Source organism: Undibacterium sp. Ji22W (assembly GCF_049340305.1).
Lineage (GTDB): Bacteria > Pseudomonadota > Gammaproteobacteria > Burkholderiales > Burkholderiaceae_D > Undibacterium.
This window is the reverse complement of the sequence record NZ_JBMPOU010000001.1, coordinates 715,798-737,318: the sequence shown is the minus strand read 5'-3', so window position 1 is coordinate 737,318 and position 21,521 is coordinate 715,798. Positions and strand designations below refer to the sequence as shown.

Genomic DNA, 21,521 nt, shown 5'->3' with positions numbered 1-21,521 from the left:
AATTTGAACTGTGCCAATTTACTAACTGAAACTGACATAAATGTGGAAAATGTGAAAGTTTGGTCCCTCCGACAAGAATCGAACTTGTATCCCACGCTTAGGAGGGAACACTAACAAGTTAAAAAACTACTTATACAGCAACTACTTACAGTGGTGATGTACGCTATTCTAGCCATAATGTTCCAAATTTGTTCCAAGTTCCAACTTGGACGTTCTAAAAGGAGTGGTGAAGATGGCGGGGAAGTTGATCACTGAACGTGTTGGCGTCAATGGCGATGTGTCGTTCTTGGTGCGTGTGCGCGAAGCTGGTGTTGCTGTAAGCAAGACCTACAAGACAAAAAAAGAAGCTGAAAAATTCATTCGTGAAGTCAAGTCAAAAATTGATCGTGGTGAGTCGGTAGACATCACCAAAATCAAGAAGCTGACTTTGGCTCAAATTTTCACCGAATATTTAAAGCACAACACAGTTGCCGATGGCAAGCGGTATGACCTTCAAAAATTGAAGTTGGAGATTGGAAAAGTTCCGCTTGGAAATTTCAAATCTGGGACGTTTGTCAGTGAAGAAGGTACATGCAGTGGCACGTGAGGTCCTAACGTCTCGCGTTAGGTCGAAAAAAAAGCACCTTATGGCGCTTTGTCTTGGTTGATTAAATTTTCTCGCAGGATTTTTATTTACTATCGTAAATCTCTGACGAGTTAATGATTGTTTGAGGATTGTTAATCTAATTTGCTGATGTACCATTCATCATTTATTGGTTTTTGATAGTACACAGCTTTGTATTTTTCTAAAGAAAAAGACAAAGCCTAACCCTAACGATCTTGAGAAAATCGTTTTGCTTTTGTCTCTTTTCATTCAGTTGAAAAGACCCCAGTAAGCGGTTAGCAACTCACTGAAACCGTAGTCGTTTTCTGCCAATCTAACAGCAGTGTGCAGGATCTCCACGGCATCCATATTTCTATGAACTAAGCTTTAACCTTTTGCTTTGCACAACCCAACTTCTTGCCTTGAGGAATCGGCATGAATAATTCCTCATCAGTAGTCTGAAAGAAACTCCATTGTTCGCAAACAATGGCATTTGTGCTATTGGGCTCGTTCATTTGGCGTGGTTGCAACTTCTCGCCAGTTGCATTCGGACTTATCTTATGCCGTATCGCTGTAATTTTGCCAAACTACTACACTCTAATGAGCCATGCTATTTTCGTCACACAAATGACTGATTAAATACTTTCAGGATTTTGAGTCTGCTTGTTGTTATAGGCGCATGGTTGTTATTAAGTGCCTAAATCATTCAAGTTCTGCATTTGTTCGTCGCTGTATTATTCAACCATGAACAAGCATCCTCTATTTTCCTAACTTCTTCCTGGATTGATTGAATGCTGATTCCAAGGTCTTATGGTTGCCTTGTGACATATAACATATCAATCCATCTTTCATTCAGGCATAAAAAATGCCCTTGTTTTACCAAGAGCAAATAATCAGTTTCGAGTTATTGACAATTAAAAAATATCTAATATGATTAGTTTGTTCGCGGTAGTACACTTCTAATAAGAATTTCTTAATTGTCAAGTGTACTGTTAGAAACCGGGTGGTGCCGAATCTAACGACAATAAAAAGGCTAGTCTTAATGACTAGCTTTTTTACTGTCTATTATGAAAGAGTAGTGCGGTCGTAAAAAATTGCGGTTCCAGATTGTCATTGAATAAAATTTAAAATAGCTCTGTAGCCTGCTCTACTTTTGAACCTAAAACTAATTCCTTGAAAAAAAATATTGTGACGTTCTGATCTATACGAGACTGCTGTATGTTGATATCATTTCCCCATATTTTTTGGGAGATTGAAATGGCTAAGGCTAGGTTTTTGCTACAGGCAGTGACAGAACATGATCACTCTTCACTCATCAAGGCAACGTTTGATAGAGAGTTGGATAAATTACTAATCAGTGTTGCTTTTGCGAAGAGTCAAGGCGCTGCTGTAATAAAGTCAGCACTAGAAAAGAACAAGGAAAAATGTTTTGTCTTTGTTGGAGTAAGAAATGATATTACTTCTTATCAGGCACTTGAGATTATCCTTGAAACCGGTGCAGCACTTTATGCCGTTGATACTGGTTCACGTACTACTATCTTTCATCCAAAAATCTATCTATCTAGATTTAAAAAATCTGCTACAGCGATAATTGGAAGTGCAAATTTAACTTTTGGTGGTCTTCATAATAATATTGAATCAAGTTCAATTCTTGATCTTGATTTGAATTCAATTGAAGATAAAACGTTTGTTGATGATGCAGAAAGAAATTTTAATGACTTGATTAAAAATTATCCGAATCACGTAATTAAAATTGGTGACAAGAATGATATTAAGTCTCTTTTTGATACCGGAAGAGTTGTTGATGAAACTGTTTCTATAAAGCAGAAAAACTCTAGATCATTAAAGGATAATGGCGATAAGCTACCTTTGATGAGTTTGCATAGAAAATTTCCTGCACCAGTCAGTAAGAAAAAGAGTAAGGAGGGTTTACTTGATGCAATTGTTTTTAATGAAGATGGTCAGGATAAAGCAACATATCTTCCAAGTATTGGAATTCCAAACATAGATGACTATTATCTAGTCTGGCAAAGCAAGGAGTTAAAAGAAAGAGATTTGAATATTCCAAAAGGTGGAAATACAAATCCAACTGGTTCTATGCTGTGGAAAAAAGGGGCAATGGATGGAATTGATCAAAAGCATGACTTTCGTGATGACATTTTTTCTGATGCAAATTGGACTGTAGATTCTGCGTTGCCGCATTATGAGCGTGCAAAAATAATTGTCCATATATTTACAAAAGGTGAATATAGAGGGACTTTTAATTTAAAAATTTCTCATAATACTGATGCAACTTCAAAGTCGTATATGCAAAATAATGCGATGACTAATATTAGTTGGGGCGATGCAAAAAGTCTTATAGCTCAAGAATACTTGTTGGGTAGAGTTATGACTTTGCACAGGAAAGACACAACTCCACCTGAATTCATGATTGAAATTGATTAATCAATCACTGATTCGTTGCCGCCTATTTTTCAACCTCTTCCAAGCATTCAATAGCATTGCTTGTTGATCATTGGTAACACCAAGTGCTCCTAATACAATTCTTGACTGTTGTTCGAGAATTGTGGGGGCACTTTCCTTTTTGTACGTCGAATTTAATGTTTCTAAATCAAATTCAGAAAGATTTTTTGGATAGGCAATAGTTAGCTCTTCAATTTCAGAAGGAACTAATTCAAGAACACCACCGCCATAATGTCGACCTTCAAGTTCGGCACTTAAAGCAGTCAAAGCTGTTCCAAAGCAAAAAACGAGTTTTTCACCATTAATATCTTGCTTGGCTGTAATCCGATATGCGGTATCTGTCGTGTATGCCTCAAGAGTATTGAGAATTAATTTAGGTATATCATGGCAGCGTTTCAACATACCAATTTTTGTTGAATGCACAGATGGAACTGTATACCAAGGCTTCCTAATCCTGCATTTGTAGCGCTTATGTAGTTCTTGTGACTCACCGAATGCAATGTACTCTTTGACTTTTTTGGGCAATTTAGAAAGTTCATCCTTAATGAGAATGAAATTTGTTGGATTGCCTTTAATGGCATTTTCACGATGTTGCACTTCATCATAAATAAGTCCCGGGCAGTGTCCACTTCGTCCAAACATCGGGTGAGCATAGTTCTTCAAGTCATATTCTTGAACTACTTCATTAGTAACCAAGAAAAAATTATTTGCTCCCGTAACAATTCCAACGTCTACTTTTGCGATGTCGTGAAATTTATGAACATCATCTAATTTTAAAAGTGATTTAACAAGTTCTCGTTCTTCTTTTGTTAACAGAGCTTGCGTCCATTTACCTTCAACAGTTTCACCATTGATACGTGGTGTTTTATTGAATACTTCTTCTGGATCTTCTTGGAGGAAATGTTTTCCAACAACTTTGTAAATTCCCAGTCCATAAGAATGATCCTCAATTTGTTGCTTTTTCTCAGCAAACAAAATAATGGCACCTTGGAGTGTGCCCTCAAACCAAATTTCTTCTGGATCAATAATAAGAAGTTTACTGCATTGTTCGCCAAGATAAGTTCTTAATGATTGTGCATGCATTACGTGAATAATTTCTGCTGGCAAAATCATTCCAAACCTGCCGCCGGGTTTAAGAATTTTGATGGCTGCGATTACAAATGGGACCCATGCATTTGTATGCTTAGTAAATTTTAGATTTTCGCTTTTAAAGATGATTTCAGATTTTTCTTGAGACTCTTTAGGTAAGTATTGATAGCGAATAAATGGGGGATTTCCAACAACTGCATCATATTTTGATTTTCCAGAATTCATGACCTGAATTGCATGATCAAGAAAATCACTGCAATTTATTGTGCTTTTGATTTTTAAGTCATCGGCTAGTTCTTTTGCTTTTTGAGCTTCGCTGTCTAATAATTCAAAACCATGAAAATGTAATTTCTTTTTGTATTCAAGATTTTTAATTGCTTTAATAAAAATTCCATCCCCGCAGCTTGGTTCTAGAATGTTGCTTGGAGAAGAATTCGTAACCCATTTTGCAATGTATGTTGCTAAATCTTCGGGCGTATAATATCCGCCTCGAAGTTTCTGCTCGGATTCATTTTCAATGAAATTCATTTTTTATTGTTATTTAAGGTGTAGATTTCTGGATGTTGATTCTTCATATGCTCTTGCGCAGTCTTGATGAACCAATCTTTCAATGTCATTTGTTCTAGTGCTAAACATGCATAGAGCTTTTTCTTAAGTTCAGGTTCTATTTCTAGAACTATTCGCCCTGAATCACCGATGGCCATTATGTGCCTTATGTTATGTTACATAGATCACATGATCATAGCGTGTGCTGTGTGTTGCGTCAATAAAAAAAGCACCTAAAGGTGCTTTGATTTTTCGTTGCGTCTAATTAAATACGGTATTTTTCAAGGTCTTCACCTGCTGCTTGTGCTGCCATAACCCATTTGGGCTTTCTTCCACGTGCCGCACCTGACCAAGTTAAATTACCATTCTGATACATAACAACGGCTTCTTTGGTGGAAGAAGAAGCCTTCTTGATAGTCTTCTTTGGTGCAGTGGTAAACCCCAGTTGATCAGCAGTCAGACCATACTTTTCAATATTGGCTTTCATGTCTTTCAAGACAGTTTCAATCTCAGTCTTCTTAACGGCTTGGGCCTGTTCAGTAAGCTTCTTGATCTGAGCTTGAAGTTCATCAAAGGTTGGGGTTGCTGTTGCCATTGGTTTTGTTCTCTTGGAAGTTGATTCGTTCATTTTGACATCCTTTTATCGGTTTGATGCGATAGAAGGAGTTTCATTCGAAAGTTCTCCAGCGTCCAGGATTAAACGTGTTCTTTTCAGCTTGATCCTACTTTTTTACAACAGGTTCTTTTGAACCTTTTGTTGGGAACTTCAGTTCAAAGCGATCTTTCATTTCTTTCTTGTTGGCATAGTCTTTTAAGTTCTCTGCCAAGTTCAGCATAGCCGTTGCACGTTCTTCCAAAGACTTTGCAAAAGCTCTGAGCATGAAGATATGGGATAGGTCCTGAACTGGTGCTGTGGACTTGGTTGGCTTCTTCTTGACGGTGATCTGTGGTGCTGGCGCTTCTTCTGGAACTTCTTTAGTTGGTGTGGTTTCACCATTCAAAAGGAAGTTAGCCACGTCATAAACTGAGTAATAAACGAGTCGTCCAATGTTCTTGAAGGGGATTGGAAAACGGTTTTCTTTTCGCAACTTTGATTGCTGCTTGGAAGTAAGTGGAATTACTTCAGACAGTTGTTCAGGTGACATCAACAACTTGCCTTTGGTCTTTTCCTTCAAATTATCAATAAGTTGTTGACTTACCATTTTGTATATCACTTCTTGTCTAAAGACTCGCACACATGCTACAGTAGTTGGCTGATCGTGTGTCCCTGTAGTTCAATGGATAGAACAGGTTCCTCCTAAGAATCAGATCCAGGTTCGATTCCTGGTGGGGACACCACCGATTGACGCCACATAAAAAAACAGGTAGCTACATGCTACCTGTTGTCGTTTCTGGCCCTTACTTTTCCATCTTCGTGTGCCAAATTTGTTCCAAGACTACCTTGGATCAAGGTGGATTTCGAGGGATTAGCAGAGCCTGCTTTCCATATAAATCAACAACTTAGCTTTGGTTTAGCACCCTACCAAGTCGCTTAGGAGGCATGTGCACTATCCATTGTGCTACGGAGAGACTTTCGGACTGCTCGCAAACCCCTTAATCGGGCACAATTCTGCGTTGGTTGTCCTCGCAATACTTGTGTATTGCTGCGGGAACCGCCTTGCCTTGCATCCCGATGAAGGGCTTTTCAAGCCGCCCTCGTTTCGTTAACGTCTATGTCAAACGAAGCCAGACATCTTACCTGACAGAGCAACAACAATCAACGCAAACGATGAAACCGAATGCAACTAGCGTACAATAGCGCCTTTCCTCGTTTTTAACGATCTTCATCTACACGCATCGGCTCTTTTTAGCTCGACAGAAGTTTTTTATGGCAGTCATCTCTCTCAGTAACGCGCAACTGGCATTTGGTCACGTCGCCCTCCTCGATCACGCAGAATTTTCCATCGAAACCTCAGAACGGGTTGGTTTAATTGGGCGTAACGGTACCGGTAAATCCTCTCTTCTCAAAATTATCGCAGGCACCTTCAAGCTTGATGATGGACTTTTGGTGATGCAACAAGGCATCAAGATCGCCTATGTCGAGCAAGAGCCGCAATTTGACCCTGATCAAACCGTGTTTGACGCGGTGGCATCTGGATTGGGTGATTTGCCTCAATTGCTGCAAGAGTACGAAGCGATTACTGGCCAATTTGGTGGCGACAATGATGACGCTTTAATGGAGCGTATGCACGACATTCAGGTACAACTTGATGCAGCCAACGCCTGGAGCTTGGGCAATACGGTTGAGACGACTTTGGAAAAATTGAATTTATCCAAAGACGCGATCATGAGCACCTTGTCTGGCGGTATGAAAAAACGCGTAGCCTTAGCTTGTGCTTTAGTCAGTGCGCCTGACGTTTTATTGCTCGATGAACCGACCAATCATCTGGATTTTTCTTCGATTAAATGGCTAGAAGGCTTGTTAAAAGACTTCAAAGGCAGCGTACTGTTCATCACGCATGATCGTAGCTTCCTCGACAATGTAACAACCCGCATCATCGAATTGGATCGCGGCAAGATCACTTCTTTCCCTGGCAATTTTACGACCTATCAAGTACGCAAAGAAGAACAGTTAGAAATCGAAGAAGTCGAAGCGGCGAAGTTTGATAAATTCTTGGCGCAAGAAGAAGTCTGGATACGTAAGGGCGTGAAAGCCCGTCGCGTGCGTGATGAAGGTCGTGTTAAACGCCTCGAACAATTGCGTCTGCAACGTGCAGCTCGTCGTGATCAACAAGGGCAGGTGCGTCTCGATGTCACGACTGGTGAACGCTCGGGCAAGATCGTGGCGGAACTCGAAAACGTCTGCAAGAGCTTTGGTCCTAAAAATATCGTTGATAATTTCTCCAGCATTATTATGCGTGGCGATAAGATCGGTTTGATCGGTCAAAACGGTGCGGGTAAAACCACTTTACTGAAAATGATTTTAGGTGAAGATCAACCGGATAGCGGCACTGTGAAACAAGGCAGCAAATTGCAGATCGCCTACTTCGATCAGATGCGCACGCAACTCAATGAAGAAGTCAGTCTGGCAGAAACAATATCTCCAGGTAGCGATTTTGTGGAGATCAATGGTCAGCGCAAGCACGTCATGTCTTACCTCGGCGACTTCTTGTTCGCACCAGAACGCGCCCGTTCACCAGTAAAAACCTTGTCCGGTGGCGAGCGCAATCGTCTCTTATTAGCACGCTTGTTTGCTAAGCCAGCAAACGTCCTAGTGCTCGATGAACCGACCAATGATCTCGACATCGATACCTTAGAATTATTGGAAGAACTGCTGGAAGATTACGACGGCACCGTATTCTTAGTCAGCCATGACAGAACTTTCCTCGACAATGTAGTGACCCAAGTCATCGCTTCCGAAGGTGATGGTCTCTGGAAAGAATACATCGGTGGTTATACCGATTGGGAAACTTACAAAAATTCGCCTGCAGGCAAGGCAGTAGCTGCACCGGCTAAACAAAAAAGCGAGAACAAGTCACCAGTCAGTAGCATGACTGCACCAGCAGCTAAAGTTGAAGCCAAACCGAAAAAGCTCAGCTACAAAGAGCAAAAAGAATTGGATGAATTACCGACTTTAATCAGCAATTTGGAAGCCGAACAAAAGACGATTTCTACAAAACTTGCCGATGGCGATTTCTATAAAGATGCAACACCAGACGCTATCAAAAAACTCAATGAGCGTTTCGCAGAAATTGATGAATTGTTGATGGCCGCATTAGAAAAGTGGGAAGCCATCGGTGGGTAAAATCGCCTGATTACATTCATCCGCTCCAAATAAAAAGAGAAGCCAATTAGCTTCTCTTTTTTTACGTCAGATCTAATTGAAGTAACAACCTACTACTAACGCGAGACTTTTCTAAAATCCCGGACACGAAATCCCATCACAAATAAGGTAGCAAAGTAAATTAGCATACAAGTGGCGATCACGCCCCCCATCAATCCTGCCCGCATCCACTTATGACCTTGAATACCTAACCAATCAACCTGCATCGATAATCCCAACGCCACCGCTGCCATCAATCCCAGCGCGACAAGCAATTTCAAAAAGAATGTCAACCATCCAGCCTCTGGCACATAAATCGCCCGTTTGCGCAAACCGCGATACAACAAAAAAGCGTTAACACAAGCGCCCAAGCCGACCGACAAGGCTAGTCCCGCCTGCTGAATGAAAGGCACAAATAGCAAATTCAAAACCTGCGTCACCAACAACACAATCAGCGCAATTTTCACGGGCGTACGAATATCTTGCTGCGCATAAAATCCCGGCGCCAGAATTTTCACTAAAATCAAGCCCGCTAAACCTACACCATAAGCCGATACCGCTTTTGCCGTTTCATGCACCGCATGCGCATCAAATTTACCATTATGGAATAAGGTCGCAGTTAAGGCATCTGACAAAGTCAGTAAACCCACGGCCGCGGGCAAAGCCAATAAACAGGTCAAACGCAACCCCCAATCGAGCAGTGCGGAATACTCTTTCGTATCTGCATTCGCTTTGGCGCTCGACAAACTCGGCAGCAACACGGTTCCCAAAGCCACACCTAACATCGCAGACGGAAACTCCATCAAGCGGTCGGCAAAACTCAGTTGAGAAGCGCTACCATCGGGCAACCAAGACGCCCACGTTGAATTAATCATGATACTGATTTGCGTCGCAGACACCGCCAATACGGCCGGCCCCATCTGACGCAAGACCCGACGAACTTTAGGATCGCGTAGAGCAAAGGCCGGATTCGCTGTAATTCGCGGCAACATGCCGATTTTGATCAAAGAAGGAATTTGTATCGTCAGTTGCAAGACACCGCCAACAAACACCGCAATTCCCAAAGCATAAATCGGTTGGCGCAAATGACTAGTCAGCAATAAAGTAGCACTGATAAAAGAGAGGTTCAACAGAACAGGCGTAAAAGCCGGAATTTTAAAGCGACGCCAGGTATTCAATATCCCGCTAGACAAAGCCACCAACGACATGAATCCAATGTAAGGAAACATAATGCGCGTCAAATTTACCGTCAAATCAAACTTGGTCGGGGAATTCAAGAACCCCGAAGAAAACATCACGACTAAAACAGGTGCACCGACTACACCAATCACGCAAGTAAACAGTAAAGCCCAGACCAATACGGTTGCCACATGATCGATCAGCTCTTTAACCTCTTCCTCTCCCTTTTGATTGCGATATTCAGCCAAAATCGGCACAAAAGCCTGAGAAAAAGCACCTTCTGCAAATAAGCGCCGAAAGAAATTAGGAATTTTGAATGCCTGTACATAAGCATCCATCATCGCGCCGGCACCAAAATACCAGCCAAACAACACGTCACGGATCAAGCCAGTGATACGTGACAACATCGTCATGCTGCTAATCGCAGCGAGTGTTTTTAATAAGTTCATGGGGCGAGATTATAGCCTTAGGCCCAACGAATTCAGAGGTGAAACCACAATTAAAAATCCATCGCAAATAGATCGACCTCAAGCACCGACGCTTAGCTCCTTGGAAGAAAGGTTTTACAAACGGCGTTTTGACTGCTATACTCTCGAGCTTCCCAAATGGCTTATAGCAATCTAAGGCGTTTGACGAATTCGGAGAGATGGATGAGTGGTTTAAGTCACACGCCTGGAAAGCGTGCGTAGGTTCATAGCCTACCGGGGGTTCGAATCCCCCTTTCTCCGCCAGAATTTAAAAAGCCACGTAAGCAATTACGTGGCTTTTTTATTTCTTAAGCCAAAAGAAGTCGTGACTGATATTTATTGAAAATATATTTTCTAAAAATGCAGACACCTTCAACCTCTGCCATCAATTTCGTGAATTTGTATTTTCCACAAATTACGCCAACTGATACGCTAGCTCCTTAATTTCGCAATGCCAAAACTCTGCTGTCACGCCTGATATCCCCATTCGACACAACTTTAATCTGAATATTTATTGATTACCAATTTCAATTTCATTCGGCCTGGCAATAAAAATAATTTTTCATTTTATGCTCTTCGTTGACAATAAATAAGTTTGCATTCATGCTTGCCGTGCAATGCTTTTTTTCACAGAACAACTTATTTAGACAAAGTAAATAGACAATGAAAAAGATTCTTTTCAGTACGCTCGCACTGACTTGTGCGTTAGCGGCACCAGCGGCATTCGCCGATGTTCAATATCAAATCAAAATCACCAATCCGACCCAGCATTTGGCCGAAGTTAAGATCGACTTCCCTGCTGTCAGCGGAAAAACCTTGGATGTGCAAATGCCGATTTGGCGCACTGGTCGCTACGAAGTGCTCAATCTCGGTAAAAATGTACGCCAATTTGTAGCGACCAACAGTAATGGTAAGCCTTTGAGTTTTGTAAAAACGGACAAAGGGACATGGCAAGTTAAAACGCAGCCAGGTGAAGGCGTGAAGATTTCTTATGAAGTGTATGCGAACGCACTCGGTGAGCGCACGCAACATATTGACGATACTCATGCTTATCTGGATGCGAGCGGAATCCTAATGTATGCGGCACCATTTCGCAGTCAGGCAATCAAAGTTAAATTAAATACGCCAACGACCTGGATTTCTCGTTCTGGTATGGACAAAGGCGATTGTGACCATTGCTTCGTCGCGAAAAATTATGATGTTTTGATCGACTCCCCTATTGAGACTGGTGAACATGAATTCCATAGCTTTGATGTAGAGGGTCACACGATCGAATTAGCCATCTGGGGGCGCGGAAACTATGATGGAAAAAAAATGGCGATTGACCTAAAGAAAGTGGTTGAAGAAGGTCGCAAGTTATTCGGTGCCTTCCCCTTCAAACGTTATCTATTCATCGTGCATGCGACTGATGGCGTTGGTGGTGCAACTGAACATATCAACTCCACAGTGATTCAAAAATCACGTTGGGGATTTGCGCCACGCAAAGAGTACCTGGGCTTTATTCGCACTGCGGCACATGAATTTGTGCATACATGGAATGTGAAAGCTTACCGCCCCAAAGAAATGGTGCCATACGAATATCAAAAAGAAAATTACTCACGCTTAATTTGGATGGCAGAAGGCAATACTTCCTACTTCGAGGAGCTATTAACTTTACGTGCCGGTCTACAAAATCGCGATGAATTTATGGAAGAGTTTGCTAAGGCCTTGCAAGCTTACGAACATCAGCCCGGGCGATTCCAACAAAGTGCCGCGGAATCGAGTTTTGATACTTGGATAGACGCTGGCGGTGAGCGTGCCCGCAATGCCTCTGTGAATATTTACAGCAAAGGAATGCTATTGGGATTGGCAATGGATATCGAGATTCGCCATCAAACCAAAGGGACGAAAGGTTTTGAACATGTACATCAATTTTTATATCAACACCATACCGCGGATAAAGGTGGCTATTCCGAAGCCGATGTCCGCACTGCTCTCAAGCATGTTACGGGTAATGATTGGGCAGGCTGGTGGGCGAAATTTGTCGACAGCACCGGAGAAATCCCGTTCGCGGAACTATTACCGAAAGTCGGTCTACGTTATCTCGTAGAGGGTGGTAAAGAGGACGAGCAAAAAGAAGAATGGTTCACTGGCTGGCGCACCCGTGACACCGCGGATCATCCAGTCGTGATCGAAGTCGAACGTGATAGTCCAGCGTGGAAAGCAGGCGTGGTGGCTGGTGATATTTTGGTCGCCGCGAACGGTTTGCGCCTGACGCCGAAAGACATTAACGACAAGCTTTGGCTGTTACAACAAACACCGATCAAACTGAGCGTATTCCGCCGCGATGAATTGCGCGAGATAAGCTTCGCACCTAGTCGCCAAGTAAAAGGGAAAGCAAAACTTAAAGTGGTCGATACCGTGACGGATGAACAAAAAGCCCTGAACGCCAATTGGACAGGTATCGCGTGGCCAGCCACAAAACCGATATCAAGTACGGGCACCGAAAAGGCAAAAGAGTAATCGCAAATCACTAATTATCATATTAGCGTTAACAAAAAAACGTCGGCAGATGCCGACGTTTTTTTTGCACATCACATATAGTCCGTTATTTACTACGCATCATTTACTACGCATCATTTACTACGCATCATTTACTACGCATCATTTACTACGCATCATTTACTACGCATCATTTACTACGCATCATTTACTACGCATCATTTGCCACACATTATTTATTCTCTATTTTTGCATCAAATAGTAGCTTTACCAATGGATCAAGATTGATACCTTTTGGCTCGAATTGCAGAGGAATACTAAAGTCATGCTGCCGCTTATTGATCCTCACAGTGTGCAATTCCAGCATTGCGTCGCGAGACTGCAGCGCAATGTCTAATGGAAAGTCGAATTGTACCTGAGATTGCAACTGCTCCACGTGCAATGTTAAGGTTTTCGTAGCCTTATCAAATTTCCATTCGACGGCTAGATTCGGATAGCCAGCCTGATACAGCCATTGTTGAAAAAATGCCGACAAATCCTTACCTGAGACCTGCTGCATAACTATTTGAAAATCTTCACTCAGGACATTTTTACCAGAAAATTTCGCATAATAACTTCGTATTCCTTCCCAAAATATACGATCACCCAATGCCTGTCTGAGCATATGCAGCATCCATGCGGCCTTCTCATAGGTATTGGGACTCAGAACTAAATTGGGATCTTGAATCGTGGTATCAATAATCGGTCGCATCACTTTTTGATGATAACGAATCACTTTTTCACGATTTGCTAAGAGTTGCTTGACGAACACTTCGCGACCAAAGGTATGTTCGAGATAAAGATTCGCAAAATAAGTCGCAAATCCCTCACTTAACCAAACATGATGCCAATCGTTTTCTGTGGTGGAATTACCAAACCATTGATGTGCAATTTCATGCGCAATTAAAGCCTCTTGTTCTCCCTTACCATTTACGGAGTTTTCAAAATAGAAAATCGTATTGGCATTTTCCAATCCGCCAAAACGCGTCTTTGACTGTACATTGGCTAATTTCTTGTAAGGATATGGTCCGACATTTTTTTGAAAATAGTCGAGCGCCTTGACTGCTACTTGGTAGTCGTGAAAACCTTCTTGTCGATTCTGCGGAAATACCCAGCTAGTCACTGCAATGTCGTTCAAACGAGCACTCTCTTGCATCGCAAATCGCGCCACACCAATCACCATGACTTTTACTGGAATCGGCACATCCTCACGCCAGTGTGTGAGCTTACGATTACCATCTAGGCTGCTCTCCTCAACTTTCAAACCATTGGCAACCACCGAGTACTGCATCGGTGCAGTCACAATAAATTCCACCGCGGCTTTGTCACTTGGATGATCTATGCTGGGTAACCATTGATGGCCGTGATCCGGCCAGTTATCGGCAAAAAATACACGCTCGCCAAATTTATTATTACTGATAAAAAGACCCGACTTTGGCTCACCTTGATAATTGACTGTGATTTCAAACACCGTATTTGCTGCCTGAATTTCTGGCAACTTGATCGTGAGTTTATCTTGTTGCTGAGTTGTGACCAAAACGGTTCCTGCCATGGTCACTGTAGAAACTTGCATCCCTTTGCCGGTCTCATCACGTTGTCCCAAATCGAGATTAAATTCGCTCAGCGCACTAAGTGCATGAATACGAATAATTGCTGTTCCCTTGATTTGCGCATTTTCATCATTCAATTCAAGAAAGTATCGGTAACGCTCAACATCGATCGCAGAATTTTTGACATAGAAGTCTCTGGCCGATGCCAGTTCAAACGCACTCAGCAAAGGAAAGCAAAAAATAATAAATAATAGTTTTTTCATAAATGAGACAGATATTTAAGTAGTTCTTGAATTGATTGAACAACAAGTGAATGAAAGTTACTGGGTACACTGAGCCAACATCCCAAATAATAATGATTTATGTGAACTTATCAGAGATGATTGACTCAAAGTAGTAACAATTAATTTCTTTGATAGACTGCAAATTTAGTCGCTCATGTACAATCTCTTCAGATTTTACTTTTTTTCACAACGAAAGACTTGTCTAGGCACCTCGTATCACATATTATTAATTTGAAGTTTGTAAAAACATCCACGTTCAGGGAGCTACTGATGGAAACTCGCCATAGCAGTAAACAGCCCGGCTGGAATTCGCACAAATCGCGCCCGATGTATTTCAAGCAAGGTGTGATGTCAAGTGATAAACGAGCTAGACTCTATACTTCAGCAGACATCTGTGAAGAAAACATTTTGCTGTCGGATGAGGACAGCGAAGACAATATCGTTTTTTTAACCGAAACCGATGAAGGAGGCTCTGCTAAGTCGACGATCTCCCCATGGAAAATTCTGATCGCGGATGACGACAGTAATGTGCACGACACGACGGTCTTAGCTTTAAGTGGTGTTGAAATTCACGGCAAACCACTTGAGTTTTTACATGCCTTTTCAGCAAGAGAAGCACAGCAAGTGGCAGAAAACAATCCTGATACTTCGTTGATTTTGCTAGACGTTGTGATGGAAACCGTTGATGCAGGACTTAAACTCGTGAATATTTTGCGCGACGATTTATCCCGCAAAAATTTGCGTATCGTATTAAGGACAGGCCAGCCTGGCTACGCGAAAGAAAATATCATGGGTAGCTATGCAATTGATGGTTATGCAACAAAATCGAAGTTGACGCGATCCATCTTGATTAGCATGCTCAATGAGGTGCTTGATTCAGACGTCGACTCGGACACACTTCCCAACTAAGGTGCCTTAAAGTCACCAAAGTCAGGAATAGCCGTAACGATTCCTGACTTCATTATTCTGCGTCAGGCTGCGCTGCTGGTGTAGCGCGTTGGAAGGCATCTAACTCTAAGCATCGTTGGTTGATGCTCATAAGAATCGGCATACCACTTAAATCGCATTGAAAGCGTTGTGCATTGTAAATTTGAGGGATCAAACAACAATCTGCCATAGTCGCTTGATCTCCAAAGCAAAACAAACCTCGCCGCGCTTCTTGCTTCAGGCGCTGTTCAAAAGACTGCAAACCCAGTTCACACCAATGGCGATACCAAGCATTTTTTTGTTCATCGGTTGCTGCAAAATTCGCGCTCAAATATTTCAAAATGCGCAAATTGTTGATGGGATGAATATCGCAAGCAATTGCCAACGATAAAGCGCGCACATAGGCGCGATCAGCAATATCTTCTGGTAATAACGGTTGCATAGGATACTTTTCTTCAAGATATTCAATAATCGCTAAAGATTGACTTAAAGCGATCTGTTGACCTTCATGATCATCCACTAAAGCTGGCACCAACGATTCAGGATTTACAGCTTTGAATACGTCAGAAAACTGTTCTCCACCATTTTTCACCAAATGCACCGGGATTTGTTCGCAACTCAGACCTTTTAGATTGAGTGCAATGCGCACACGGTAGGACGCAGAACTACGAAAATAACTATACAACTGCATAATATTCCTTTCCAAAGCACTAAAATCAAGCGTTGATTTGAGCTAAATCCAAGTTGGTCATCACCTTATGCAGACGCTCCCTGCGCGTCTCACTTTGAATTACTGGCAAACCTAGAAGTTGAAGCAGTAGCTCCTGTAGTTGCGATTTACCGTCCGTGCTTTTTAAAGCTGACTGTAGCACTTCGACTTGTTTCTTCAAGCGTTCCTGACTCGCGACCGTTGTGCTTTCTATGCCCAACAATATTTCGATATGCAAACATAAGGCATCGTATTGTTGCATGTTCCCTTGCAATTCCTTCTGGTACAGCGGCAACTCGGTCGAAGTTAAGTTTATTGCGCGCTCATAGCGGGAGGTCAAAGTCTTTGCTAATTTGCTGTTTGGCAAACTCAGCCCTTGCCAATCAGCGATCAAACCACTCTGAGCCTCCGTTGACAACGCATCGCCTTCCAATACGGTATCGAGCTTTTGACAAGTCGCTATCGCAACGCCGATTTTTTGTTTTTCCAATTGTGACTCTTGCAATTGCAGTTGACCAATCTCGGTTTGTAAGCGCTGTAGGTGCCGTTGAAACTCATTCTCAATAGCATGTTCTTGCGCACGCGGTACATGGCCAACTTCACGCCAGGCCAAGTTTGCGTTATCAATCGCTCGGCGTAAACCGGATTGGGTTGAACAGTCAATACTTGTCAATTCCTGACAAATTGCCTGTTTTGCTTTGAGGTTAGTCTCACGCTGCTGATCGGCTGACTCAGCAAGTTGGCGCTTCTTCTCGAATACGCCATCGCAGGCTGCGCGAAAACGTTCCCATAATTTCTGCTCATCTCTTCGTTGCAACGGCACAGCAATCGCTTGGACCTGCCAACGCTGTTGCAGACTTCTGAGTTGATCCTGCGAAGATTTCTGAAAAATATCTAAGGCCTCGACCTCTGAGATCATTTTTTCACGAGATTGAATTTCCTCTTGTTGCCTTTGTTCTAAAGGTGCCTTTAATGAAACCAATAGATTTTCAAATTCTTTATCCAGACGTGTCCGTTCTTTGCGATCGACATGGCCTATTTTTTTCCAGGTCTGCTGCATTTCCAAAACCCTTGAACGTAACAATTTCCAATCATGTAGATTATTTAATATTTGTTCGGCATCTTCGGCATACTGACTTAATAATGCCTCCGCCTTAATCAAATTGTCTTTGCGTAACTCAGACTGCGATTGAAAGTAAGCGGCAGCGGGCGCATACACTAGCTTACAGGCCGCATCAAAGCGTATCCATAACTCCTTCGGCCCAGCATTGCCTGTACTTTCCATTTGTTTCCATTGTTCACGCAAAGCAGAAACAGTATCGACGATTTCTTGCGGACTAAGGCTAAGCGTGGTCAATTTTTCCGCTGTCGCAATTAGCTCATCACGCGAGACAGCACCACTCCATTTTGCCCAAGACATCAAATTCGCGAGCTCTTTTCGAGCGATATTTAGTCGCTCCTTCAAACTATCACTGAGAGGCAAACGACGATCAGGCCTTTTCGTATCAATCTCACGCAATTCTTTTTCAATTTGACGAGCGCTCTGCGCACTTCCCTGCGCTAATGCAGCTTCAAAGCGACTCAACAAATCTTCGATTTGAGCCAACGTGAGACTAGGCGTCGGGACTGCAAGGGGCATGACTGGCGTCTGACTGGTCAATGTAATCTGCGCTGGGTTGTTTGGCTCAACCGAAGCTGCGGTGTCAACATTCACAAACTCTTGTTTGGTCGATGCTGGTATTTTCTGTAGCTGTACAGATCTGTGTTTCCACTTTTCCCATGACGCTCCAAATTGTGCCAGCTTATTTTGTGCATCCTGCAATAATGCTTTAGGCAAAGCACCTGCGCCAGGGCTGGAAAGAGAAGTCTGCAGGATTAGCGTCCACGATGCCAAAGCAGCATCTCCGTCAATTTCAGATAAATCCTGTCCGCGTTCAATATCGTGAACCAGTTGCAATAATTGTCGTTGCAAATCAGCTTGCGCATTTAAACGTTCTTGTAGAGCTAAGCGCTTTTCCTCAAAGGAAGAAAATAATTCTGCGGGAAAAGTACGAACCGCTGACGCTTGTTTGTCCAGCTCAACCAGCTGGTTAGCCAATACTATTTGTTGCCCCAACAAGCTTTCCGCCTGTTGCAAACATGTCTGCGCGAGGTGCTGTGACTCTTGTTGTTGTCGAATTTGATCTAGGCGCGTTTGCATTAATTTGAACACACGGTTATCTTGCTTCCGGGTGATGAGCAATGCTTTTTCCAAATATTCTTGCGTATGTATATGTTGTGCTGCCTGAAATCGTCCATCTGCAAAATCACAGGCAGTTAACAAATCTAAAAGATTTGCCTCGTTGTTGATACTGGCGGATATTTTTTGAAGATACTGTTGTCGCTCATGCTCTGTTGTTTTTTTCTTTATCTCATTGATATGCACTTGCGATATCGTTTGGGCAGCGATCTGCGCCTTGGATTGATCGGATGAACGGCGAGAAACCAGTTTAGATAAAAATTCAAACATAATAATTTTTATGAGTGCCTGAGAATGAATAAAGTAAACATCATAGCAAGACTTACACCATTCCCGCAAAATTCAATCACTTAAATAATGAAGTAAAGCTCTTTGAAGTGCACAAATTCCATGAAGACTAGCGACAAGTATTGAAACATCTTGTTGCAACTTCACTAGAAGTTCTTGTCGGCGAATTGGGAGCAAAGCCGTTAAGGATAGACCTAAGCCTTTTTGGAGCAAGAAATGAAATCGAATAATTTCAAACAAAGTCTGATGTGCTTACTCGTGATTATGAGCAGTTCAATTTGCTTACAGGCTGCAGCGCATGATCGCAACGACTACAGATCAACTTATACGCCTAGCAACATTCGCACATACGATCATATCTATTACCCAGAATATCGCAGCTATTATTCGCCACATTCGCGCACATGGTTTTGGTTGGACGGTTCGCGCTGGAATTCTGGATTACGATTACCATTTGGCATCAACATGCGAATTGGAGGCATCCCAATTTCACTCAATTCAGCCATTCCTTACTACGAGCACAATTACGTCGAAACCCGCTACGCTCAGCCTATCTATGTTATTCGCCATGGTCGTCGTCATGATTACCGAGGCAATCGCAATTACCGTGAACGTGATGATGACAATTACCGCCAGGGTGGTCGCGAACATCAACGTTGGTAAATTGAAAAGCAAGCAGTATCAGCTCCACCTACTTGCTTGTTTAATTACCAACGATACCAGCGGCGATGTTAATAGAAAATCCCAAAATCGCCGCATTAAACATGAAACTTAAAATCGAATGCGCTAGCACAGCACGGCGCATTTCACGAGAAATGACAACGATATCCGAAGTTTGCATGGCAACTGCAATCGTGAAAGAAAAATACAAGAAATCCCAATAATCAGGGTGCTCTTCCTGATCAGGAAACCCAAGTGCACGTTTGCTTTTCGGTGATCGGTAATACAAAACTGCATAGTGAAAAGTGAATATCGTCCCCAACAAAAACCAAGCTCCAAGTACTGTCACGCCAGCAAATAGATATTTCATCAAACGCAATTCAGCAGTTAATTCATGCAATTGCGTTAATTCAACAACGATCGCAAGCAAACTGACCGTGGCTGCTGTCACCAAAATCAAGAGCACCGCCAGTGCACTACTGTCTTCACGTTGCGCAATCTTGATGACACTTTCATGGTTAGAACCAAGAAACAAAAAAGTCAGTAAGATTAAATAAGTCCAAATAGCAAGATTCCATCCTAGTAGCGAGCGGGTGATAACACTCCACTCATTGGGAAAAATGAAATAGCTTACAACCCCCAAGATGAATGTAAATATAAAACGTGGGCGATGTGCGATAAAGTCTCGAAAAATAGTAGTAATCATTACTTTTTAATTTATATTGAAGATAGCAAGAAAAAATATCAGCCGACGCATAGTGTTCATCAAAAGCATCAGAATACATGAGGCCAACCGATAACTAACTTAGATATCGTATGCAAAACACTTGTTTCAACCTCACCAAATTACAACAATGTTTCATATTTGAACTTAAAAATCATTACACTAGCGTAACAGGAGATTTCCCCTTATGAACAAGAAACTTCTTTACGTCGCATTGGAACGCATCAAACCAGGCGCTATCCTCGCGGAAGAATTGCTGGACAAAATTGGTCACGTCTTACTTCCAGCAGGAACAGAATTGACTGCGTCAATGCTGAAAGCTATTAGCAACCATAATATTCATCAACTCCCGATACTAGATCCCGCAAACACCGACATCAATACTGTTGAAGAGTCCAACGCAAATAAAGAGCATCAATTCGAGCGACTTAATCGCTTATTCAGGCACATGCCTTATGACGGCCCCACTGAAGCGTTAAGAACATATGTCGAAAAATATCGTCAAAGGGAACAATCATGACACCATTCCTAGGCGATTCAAACGACGATCAAATCTCGATTGAAGAAGTCATCAATAAGATTAATACGCTACCAATGTTGCCCGAGCTTGCTCGTGAAATGTTAAATGACTTGAACAATGATGACATCAGCTTGGAGACGATTGCGGAAAAAGTCTCCATGGATCCATCAATCGCTGCAAAAGTAATACAACTCGCAAACACCTCGTATTATGGGAACAACTCCAAAGTCGTAACGATTCAACAAGCCGTGTCGATGTTGGGAACAAAAATTCTCAAAAACCTGATTCGCACCAATATTTTCACCAATAATCTCCCAGTCGCCCGTTGTCGCGGATTTGATAACAAGGCATTTTGGCGCCATAACATTGCCACGGCGATTTGCGCAGAATTAATATCGCGCACGCTGCACATGAAACAAGATTTCGCATTCACAGCAGGTTTATTGCATGACATAGGCCGACTAGTACTGGTGTCGAAATTTCCTCAAAAATATGAACACGTTATTCGCTGCGCCAAAGAAAATGACTGTAGTTTGCTGGACGCCGAACGTGCAATCTTGGGTGTTGACCATGTCGGTGTTGGTCTGATTTTGGCCTTACAATGGAATTTTTCTGATGCAATTCAGGATGCAATCAGAGGACATCATGCGCCCGACGATAAAGAACTCAATTCTGTCGCATCCATTATCCACGTCGCCAATTCTATTGTACATGCGCTCGATTTGAGCGAATCGGAAGACGACTTGGTGCCAATTATTTCCCAATTTGCTTGGGATACTGTTGGTCTTAATGAGGATGCTTATCTCGCTATTTTCCATGAAACTGAATTACGCTTCAATGCGATGAATCAAATCCTCCAGTAATGCCTCACCTGTACAAAAAAAATTTGAACATTTGCTGACTGGTGCCTGAGGTTTGCACATAAGATAGAATATCAACAATGAAGAAAAAATTAACTGCTAAAAATTTGA

Annotated in this window: 17 protein-coding genes and 2 tRNA genes; 10 read left to right on the top strand and 9 right to left on the bottom strand. The window is 42.3% G+C overall.

Annotated features, from left to right (window positions below):
• Positions 1-232 precede the first annotated feature (232 nt).
• Both ACO0KW_RS03030 and ACO0KW_RS03025 read left to right on the top strand, forming a co-directional pair.
• Positions 233-586, top strand: coding sequence for a hypothetical protein (locus ACO0KW_RS03030; RefSeq protein ID WP_423050500.1), 354 nt, complete (start codon positions 233-235; stop codon positions 584-586).
• A 1,254-nt stretch (positions 587-1,840) separates the two neighbouring features.
• The gene (locus ACO0KW_RS03025; RefSeq protein ID WP_423050498.1) at positions 1,841-3,028 is read left to right on the top strand and encodes a hypothetical protein; all 1,188 of its coding nucleotides are present in this window, start codon (positions 1,841-1,843) and stop codon (positions 3,026-3,028) included.
• On the opposite strand, the gene ACO0KW_RS03020 is transcribed toward ACO0KW_RS03025, so the two are convergent.
• From ACO0KW_RS03020 to ACO0KW_RS03005, 4 genes are all read right to left on the bottom strand, one after another.
• The gene (locus ACO0KW_RS03020) at positions 3,029-4,663 is read right to left on the bottom strand and encodes an N-6 DNA methylase (protein WP_423050496.1); all 1,635 of its coding nucleotides are present in this window, start codon (positions 4,661-4,663) and stop codon (positions 3,029-3,031) included. It lies immediately after the preceding gene.
• The gene (locus ACO0KW_RS03015; protein ID WP_423050494.1) at positions 4,660-4,839 is read right to left on the bottom strand and encodes a hypothetical protein; all 180 of its coding nucleotides are present in this window, start codon (positions 4,837-4,839) and stop codon (positions 4,660-4,662) included. Before ACO0KW_RS03015 ends, ACO0KW_RS03020 begins: the two co-directional genes overlap by 4 nt.
• Positions 4,840-4,946: 107 nt before the next feature.
• Complete coding sequence (locus ACO0KW_RS03010) at positions 4,947-5,309, bottom strand: H-NS family nucleoid-associated regulatory protein (protein ID WP_423050492.1); 363 nt, start codon at positions 5,307-5,309, stop codon at positions 4,947-4,949.
• Positions 5,310-5,403: 94 nt separating this feature from the next.
• Positions 5,404-5,883 carry a hypothetical protein gene (locus ACO0KW_RS03005; protein WP_423050490.1) on the bottom strand — a complete coding sequence of 160 codons (480 nt, stop codon included), beginning with the start codon at positions 5,881-5,883 and terminating at the stop codon, positions 5,404-5,406.
• 61 nt (positions 5,884-5,944) lie between these two features.
• On the opposite strand from ACO0KW_RS03005, the gene ACO0KW_RS03000 reads away from it, so the two are divergent.
• Positions 5,945-6,019: transfer RNA gene (locus ACO0KW_RS03000), tRNA-Arg, on the top strand.
• A 529-nt stretch (positions 6,020-6,548) separates the two neighbouring features.
• Positions 6,549-8,465 (top strand): ATP-binding cassette domain-containing protein, encoded by a 1,917-nt coding sequence (locus ACO0KW_RS02995; RefSeq protein WP_423050488.1) that lies wholly within the window; start codon positions 6,549-6,551, stop codon positions 8,463-8,465.
• Between the two features lie 95 nt (positions 8,466-8,560).
• Here the strand turns inward: ACO0KW_RS02995 and murJ are convergent, their stop codons facing one another.
• A complete protein-coding gene (gene murJ, locus ACO0KW_RS02990; protein ID WP_423050486.1) occupies positions 8,561-10,111 on the bottom strand; it encodes a murein biosynthesis integral membrane protein MurJ in 1,551 nt (516 codons plus the stop codon).
• Positions 10,112-10,302: 191 nt separating this feature from the next.
• Here murJ and ACO0KW_RS02985 point away from each other — a divergent pair.
• Both ACO0KW_RS02985 and ACO0KW_RS02980 read left to right on the top strand, forming a co-directional pair.
• Positions 10,303-10,393 (top strand) — tRNA-Ser (locus ACO0KW_RS02985).
• A gap of 399 nt (positions 10,394-10,792) precedes the next feature.
• Positions 10,793-12,631, top strand: coding sequence for a M61 family metallopeptidase (locus ACO0KW_RS02980; RefSeq protein WP_423050484.1), 1,839 nt, complete (start codon positions 10,793-10,795; stop codon positions 12,629-12,631).
• A 211-nt stretch (positions 12,632-12,842) separates the two neighbouring features.
• On the opposite strand, the gene ACO0KW_RS02975 is transcribed toward ACO0KW_RS02980, so the two are convergent.
• Entirely contained in the window at positions 12,843-14,462 is a 1,620-nt protein-coding gene (locus ACO0KW_RS02975) for a M1 family aminopeptidase (RefSeq protein WP_423050482.1), read from the bottom strand.
• 291 nt (positions 14,463-14,753) lie between these two features.
• Between ACO0KW_RS02975 and ACO0KW_RS02970 the strand changes: the two genes are divergently transcribed.
• The gene (locus tag ACO0KW_RS02970; RefSeq protein WP_423050480.1) at positions 14,754-15,392 is read left to right on the top strand and encodes a response regulator; all 639 of its coding nucleotides are present in this window, start codon (positions 14,754-14,756) and stop codon (positions 15,390-15,392) included.
• 52 nt (positions 15,393-15,444) lie between these two features.
• Here ACO0KW_RS02970 and maiA read toward each other — a convergent pair whose 3' ends face one another.
• Complete coding sequence (gene maiA, locus ACO0KW_RS02965; protein WP_423050478.1) at positions 15,445-16,101, bottom strand: maleylacetoacetate isomerase; 657 nt, start codon at positions 16,099-16,101, stop codon at positions 15,445-15,447.
• A gap of 25 nt (positions 16,102-16,126) precedes the next feature.
• The gene (locus ACO0KW_RS02960; protein ID WP_423050476.1) at positions 16,127-18,628 is read right to left on the bottom strand and encodes a DUF349 domain-containing protein; all 2,502 of its coding nucleotides are present in this window, start codon (positions 18,626-18,628) and stop codon (positions 16,127-16,129) included.
• A 234-nt stretch (positions 18,629-18,862) separates the two neighbouring features.
• On the opposite strand from ACO0KW_RS02960, the gene ACO0KW_RS02955 reads away from it, so the two are divergent.
• Positions 18,863-19,309, top strand: a complete 447-nt coding sequence (locus ACO0KW_RS02955) for a hypothetical protein (RefSeq protein WP_423050474.1) — start codon at positions 18,863-18,865, stop codon at positions 19,307-19,309.
• A gap of 40 nt (positions 19,310-19,349) precedes the next feature.
• On the opposite strand, the gene ACO0KW_RS02950 is transcribed toward ACO0KW_RS02955, so the two are convergent.
• Positions 19,350-20,012, bottom strand: a complete 663-nt coding sequence (locus ACO0KW_RS02950) for a DUF1345 domain-containing protein (RefSeq protein WP_423050472.1) — start codon at positions 20,010-20,012, stop codon at positions 19,350-19,352.
• A gap of 205 nt (positions 20,013-20,217) precedes the next feature.
• Here ACO0KW_RS02950 and ACO0KW_RS02945 point away from each other — a divergent pair, with 205 nt between their 5' ends.
• Both ACO0KW_RS02945 and ACO0KW_RS02940 read left to right on the top strand, forming a co-directional pair.
• Positions 20,218-20,550 (top strand): hypothetical protein, encoded by a 333-nt coding sequence (locus ACO0KW_RS02945; RefSeq protein ID WP_423050470.1) that lies wholly within the window; start codon positions 20,218-20,220, stop codon positions 20,548-20,550.
• Positions 20,547-21,413: an HDOD domain-containing protein gene (locus tag ACO0KW_RS02940; RefSeq protein WP_423050468.1), complete on the top strand. Its 867-nt coding sequence runs from the start codon at positions 20,547-20,549 to the stop codon at positions 21,411-21,413. The genes ACO0KW_RS02945 and ACO0KW_RS02940 overlap by 4 nt, the downstream gene beginning before the upstream one ends.
• Positions 21,414-21,521 lie beyond the last annotated feature (108 nt).

Bases quoted from the DNA above. Each gene is read 5' to 3' on its own strand.
- ACO0KW_RS03005 (WP_423050490.1), bottom strand. From the start codon at position 5,883: ATGGTAAGTCAACAACTTATTGATAATTTGAAGGAAAAGACCAAAGGC.
- maiA (WP_423050478.1), bottom strand. From the start codon at position 16,101: ATGCAGTTGTATAGTTATTTTCGTAGTTCTGCGTCCTACCGTGTGCGC.
- ACO0KW_RS02980 (WP_423050484.1), top strand. From the start codon at position 10,793: ATGAAAAAGATTCTTTTCAGTACGCTCGCACTGACTTGTGCGTTAGCG.
- murJ (WP_423050486.1), bottom strand. From the start codon at position 10,111: ATGAACTTATTAAAAACACTCGCTGCGATTAGCAGCATGACGATGTTG.
- ACO0KW_RS02995 (WP_423050488.1), top strand. From the start codon at position 6,549: ATGGCAGTCATCTCTCTCAGTAACGCGCAACTGGCATTTGGTCACGTC.
- ACO0KW_RS02970 (WP_423050480.1), top strand. From the start codon at position 14,754: ATGGAAACTCGCCATAGCAGTAAACAGCCCGGCTGGAATTCGCACAAA.
- ACO0KW_RS03010 (WP_423050492.1), bottom strand. From the start codon at position 5,309: ATGAACGAATCAACTTCCAAGAGAACAAAACCAATGGCAACAGCAACC.
- ACO0KW_RS02945 (WP_423050470.1), top strand. From the start codon at position 20,218: ATGAACAAGAAACTTCTTTACGTCGCATTGGAACGCATCAAACCAGGC.
- ACO0KW_RS02950 (WP_423050472.1), bottom strand. From the start codon at position 20,012: ATGATTACTACTATTTTTCGAGACTTTATCGCACATCGCCCACGTTTT.
- ACO0KW_RS02975 (WP_423050482.1), bottom strand. From the start codon at position 14,462: ATGAAAAAACTATTATTTATTATTTTTTGCTTTCCTTTGCTGAGTGCG.
- ACO0KW_RS03025 (WP_423050498.1), top strand. From the start codon at position 1,841: ATGGCTAAGGCTAGGTTTTTGCTACAGGCAGTGACAGAACATGATCAC.
- ACO0KW_RS02960 (WP_423050476.1), bottom strand. From the start codon at position 18,628: ATGTTTGAATTTTTATCTAAACTGGTTTCTCGCCGTTCATCCGATCAA.
- ACO0KW_RS03030 (WP_423050500.1), top strand. From the start codon at position 233: ATGGCGGGGAAGTTGATCACTGAACGTGTTGGCGTCAATGGCGATGTG.
- ACO0KW_RS02940 (WP_423050468.1), top strand. From the start codon at position 20,547: ATGACACCATTCCTAGGCGATTCAAACGACGATCAAATCTCGATTGAA.
- ACO0KW_RS03015 (WP_423050494.1), bottom strand. From the start codon at position 4,839: ATGGCCATCGGTGATTCAGGGCGAATAGTTCTAGAAATAGAACCTGAA.
- ACO0KW_RS02955 (WP_423050474.1), top strand. From the start codon at position 18,863: ATGAAATCGAATAATTTCAAACAAAGTCTGATGTGCTTACTCGTGATT.
- ACO0KW_RS03020 (WP_423050496.1), bottom strand. From the start codon at position 4,663: ATGAATTTCATTGAAAATGAATCCGAGCAGAAACTTCGAGGCGGATAT.